Origin of the sequence: Mesorhizobium sp. M7A.F.Ca.CA.002.15.2.1 (assembly GCF_003998715.1) — a bacterium.
Taxonomy (GTDB): Bacteria; Pseudomonadota; Alphaproteobacteria; order Rhizobiales; family Rhizobiaceae; genus Mesorhizobium; species Mesorhizobium ciceri.
Genome location: NZ_RZPI01000529.1, coordinates 1 through 4,017 on the forward strand (window position 1 = coordinate 1; position 4,017 = coordinate 4,017).

General features: G+C 66.1%; 3 protein-coding genes. 2 read left to right on the top strand and 1 reads right to left on the bottom strand.

Going from position 1 to position 4,017, the window contains the following annotated elements:
* Window positions 1–1,054: toprim domain-containing protein (locus ENZ74_RS24285; RefSeq protein WP_245470998.1), on the top strand; the 1,054-nt coding region annotated here is incomplete at its 5' end.
* A gap of 45 nt (window positions 1,055–1,099) precedes the next feature.
* Window positions 1,100–3,166 (top strand): FUSC family protein, encoded by a 2,067-nt coding sequence (locus ENZ74_RS24290; protein ID WP_063167882.1) that lies wholly within the window; start codon window positions 1,100–1,102, stop codon window positions 3,164–3,166.
* Here ENZ74_RS24290 and ENZ74_RS24295 read toward each other — a convergent pair.
* A partial coding sequence (locus tag ENZ74_RS24295) for a DUF2336 domain-containing protein (RefSeq protein ID WP_127313038.1) occupies window positions 3,163–4,017 on the bottom strand: 855 nt, incomplete at its 5' end. The genes ENZ74_RS24290 and ENZ74_RS24295 overlap by 4 nt on opposite strands.

Below are 4,017 nucleotides of genomic sequence, written 5' to 3' on the forward strand. Positions count from 1 at the left end.
CCGCAACGTTTTGACGCGAGGCCTGCGCGCCTATGCCGACCTCGTCGGCAACAAGCGCGCGTCGATCGTCACCTCGGAAGACGTCATGATCTCGGCGGCGGGCATGCTGTCGGTGTTCATCCGCGAGCCGGAATTCGTCGGACAGACCAAGGACAGGCTGGCGACGATCGAGGCAATTCGAATTGTCGAGACCGCGATCCGCGATCCGTTCGACCATTGGCTGGCCGACAATCCGCAGGAAGCCTCGAAGCTGCTCGAATGGGTGATCGCACGCGCCGACGAGCGGGTGCGCCGGCGCCAGGAAAAGGAAGTGTCGCGCAAGAGCGCGGTGCGCAAGCTGCGGCTGCCGGGCAAGCTCGCCGACTGCACGCAGAATGCCGCGGCCGGTGCAGAACTGTTCATCGTCGAAGGCGACTCGGCCGGCGGCTCGGCCAAGCAGGCGCGCGACCGCGCCAGCCAGGCCGTGCTGCCATTGCGCGGCAAAATCCTCAACGTCGCCAGCGCCGGCAACGATAAGCTGGCGGCCAACCAACAGATTTCGGACCTGATCCAGGCGCTCGGCTGCGGTACGCGTTCGAAGTACCGCGATGAGGATCTGCGCTACGACCGCGTGATCATCATGACCGACGCCGATGTCGACGGCGCCCATATCGCCTCGCTGCTGATCACCTTCTTCTATCAGGAGATGCCGGCGCTGGTGCGTGGCGGCCATCTCTATCTCGCCGTGCCGCCGCTTTACTCGATCAGGCAAGGCGGCAAGGTCGCCTATGCCCGAGACGACGCCCACAAGGACGAGCTCCTGCGCACCGAATTCACCGGGCGCGGCAAGGTGGAACTGGGCCGCTTCAAGGGTCTGGGCGAGATGATGGCCGCCCAGCTCAAGGAAACCACCATGGATCCGAGGAAGCGAACGCTGCTCAGGATCGATGTAATCGACGCCGAGACGGCGACCAAGGACGCCGTCGATGCGTTGATGGGCACGAAGCCGGAGGCCCGCTTCCGGTTCATCCAGGAACGCGCCGAATTCGCCGAGACGGAAGTGCTGGATATCTAGCCGCCAGCCGGTCCATAACAAGGCTCCAGCTGCGGAGACGAGCATGTGACCAGGACGCGGCTGAAAGGCTATTTCGGGACGAGTTTAGCCGGGTTGACGCAGCCGACGCGCTCCGACTGGATCTTTGCCTTGCGCACCGTTTCAGCCGGCTTGATCGCGCTGCTGGCAGCCTATGCGCTGAAGCTCGACCATCCGCAATGGGCCATGATGACGGTGTTCATCGTCGCCCAGCCGGTTGCCGGCATGGTGCTGGCGAAGGGCTTCTACCGGCTGCTCGGCACGCTGGTCGGCGGCATCGCCGCGATCGGCATCACCACCGTTTTCGGCACCAACCCCTGGGTGCTGGTGACTGTGCTTGCCGTCTGGATCGGCATCTGCACCTTCGTCTCGTCGCTGCTGCGCAATCCGGAAGCCTATGGCGCCGCCCTGGCCGGCTACACCGCAATGATCATCGGCCTGCCCGCTTTCGGACAGCCGCATCTCGTCGTCGACCTCGCTGTCGCGCGCTGTGCCGAGATCGTGCTCGGCATCGTCTGCGCCGGCCTGACCAGCCGGCTGATCCTGCCAAAACTGGCCAGCGACGCCATCGTCTCGCGCCTGAAACGCTGCATCCTCGATCTTGCCACCTATGCCGGCGGTGCGTTCTCCGGCGGCGACCCGGCAACGCTGTCCGCGCTGCACCGAAAGCTGGTCACGGATACCCAGACGCTCGGCGAGATGCGCGCCTATGCCAGGCTCGAGGCGCCGAGCTTCGCGCCGCGCGCGCATCCGGTCCGGCGCACGATCGGACAACTGCTCTCGGCGCTGTCGGCGGCACGTGCGTTGCATTCGCATGCCGCTCCGAAGAATGCGGCGCTCATTCCGGTGCGTTCGGAGTTGCAAGCCCTTGTCGGTGAAATGGCCGCGAAGCCCGGCGCGCTGGACGACACCACGCCTTGGGTGGCGCGGCTCGACACCATCTCGGCCAAGGCCCGGCAAATGCCCGATGCCTCGACCGACCAGGGCGACGACAGGGTCGGCACGATCACCCGCCTGACCATTGCCGCCGATTTCGCCGATGCGCTCAAGCAGGTGCTGCGCGGCCTCGATGCCCTGCGTGCGCCTGCCACGCGCCCGGCCAGGGGCAGCAGGCAGCCTGCGCTGGTGGTGCATCGCGATTACGCCGGCGCATCGCGCAACGCGGTGCGCGCTGCCCTTGCGACGCTGCTGGTCGCGGCCTTCTGGTTGACGACGAAATGGTCGGAAGCCGCCGGCACGGTCATTCTCGTCGCCGTCGTGTCGAGCCTGTTTGCTGCTCGCCCCGACCCTGTGCAGGTCGCCTGGGGTTTCTTCAAGGGAACGCTTCTGGCGCTGCCCTTTGCCTTTCTCGTCGGCCAGATCGCATTGCCCGCCCTGCCCGGCTTCGGCTGGTTCATGCTGTTTGTCGTGCCGATCCTGGTGCCGACGGCGCTGGCCATGGCCAATCCACGCTATGTCGGCGTTGCGACGGCTTTCGCCATCAACTTTCTCGCCTTCCTCAGTCCGCACCAGGCGATGACCTACGATCCCGGACCCTTCTTCGCCGGTTCGGCGTCGATCCTGGTCGGCATCCTGCTGGCGATCGGTGTCTTCATCGTCGTGCTGCCGGCCGATCCTTGGCTCGCGGCCAACCGCATCGTGCGCGCCATGCGTGAGGATCTGGCGCGGCTTTGCCTGCATGAGCGGGTGCCGAGGCGGTCGGCCTTCGAGAGCCTCGCCTACGACCGCATCAACCAATTGATGCCGCTGGTGCAGAATGCCGGTCAGAAAGGCGATGCGGTTCTGGGCGGCGGCGTCGCCGCCGTCACCGTCGGCCTGGAGGTCCTTCGGCTGCGCGATGCGAGCCAGAGCCATGCCATCCCATCCGAGACCGCGCTTTCGATCGCCAACTTCCTGAGAGGGCTGGCGCGCGAACTGCTCTTCCGCGCCCCCGGCGATCCGCAGACATCAACCGTCACCGTCGCCCGGCAATATGCGGCTGGTATTGCCCAGCGAAACGGTACCGGGGAATTGCTGCAGATCGCGGCATCGTTGCGCATCATCGCCGCCGCGATGGAGGATTTTCCGGATTTTTTCGCCAGGGATAAAGGCTAGGCGGCCGCTATCGCCAGCGCGTGGCCGCGTGCGTTTTCGCGCAGCGCGTCGAGATGGATCGACTTGACCAAGGCGGCGAGATCACCCTCGGCGGATTGACCGCCCACTTCCTTGAGCATCAGCCAGCTTACCTCCTGCACACCGGCGACGCGCTTGCCGTTGGCGACCTCGCGCCAGATCTTCAGCGCACGCAGGATGATGGCGTGCGTGGCGCCGGCGAGCCCGGCGCTGCGGAACAATGCCTGCAAAGCCACGTCGTGCCCGCCGGCCAGCAGCGCCCTAACCCTTTGTTCGGACTGCTGGCTGAGCGCAACCAGTGCCGAGCCGAAGAAATCGACCTTGCCATGCGCGATGGTGCGGATGAGGAAGCTCGCGGTGAGGTCGCCACGCAGCCTGAGATGCTCGATCAGGGCCGCATGTTCTTCCGTGCGCGTGCCTTCGATCAGCGTCACCGAAGCCTTGACGCAGGCGTCGCGCATGACGCGGTCGGCTCGCGCCGCGCCCATCATCGCCATCACCAGTGGCGACGTTTTCAGCATTTCGCCAAGCTTGACGAGCAGCATATGCCGGCAGTCGGCCGGCAGCCTGACATCCGATATCAGCGCCTCGCGCACCAGCGGCAGGTGCCCATGCCGTTCGGCCATGCGGCGGAAGCTGAGCGAGGCGATGTCGGCGCCGCTGTTGGCGAGCAGCACGGCGCAGGCGTCCGCCTCGCCGATCTCGGCGATGGCCGCCGACAGCGCCATCGAGACGAGCGGCCGGTCTGCGATCAGTTTTTGCGTCGCCTTCGGACTCGAAGCCACGCGGTTGATCAGGTCGGCGTCGGTGAGCAGCGGCGAGCGCGCCAGCAC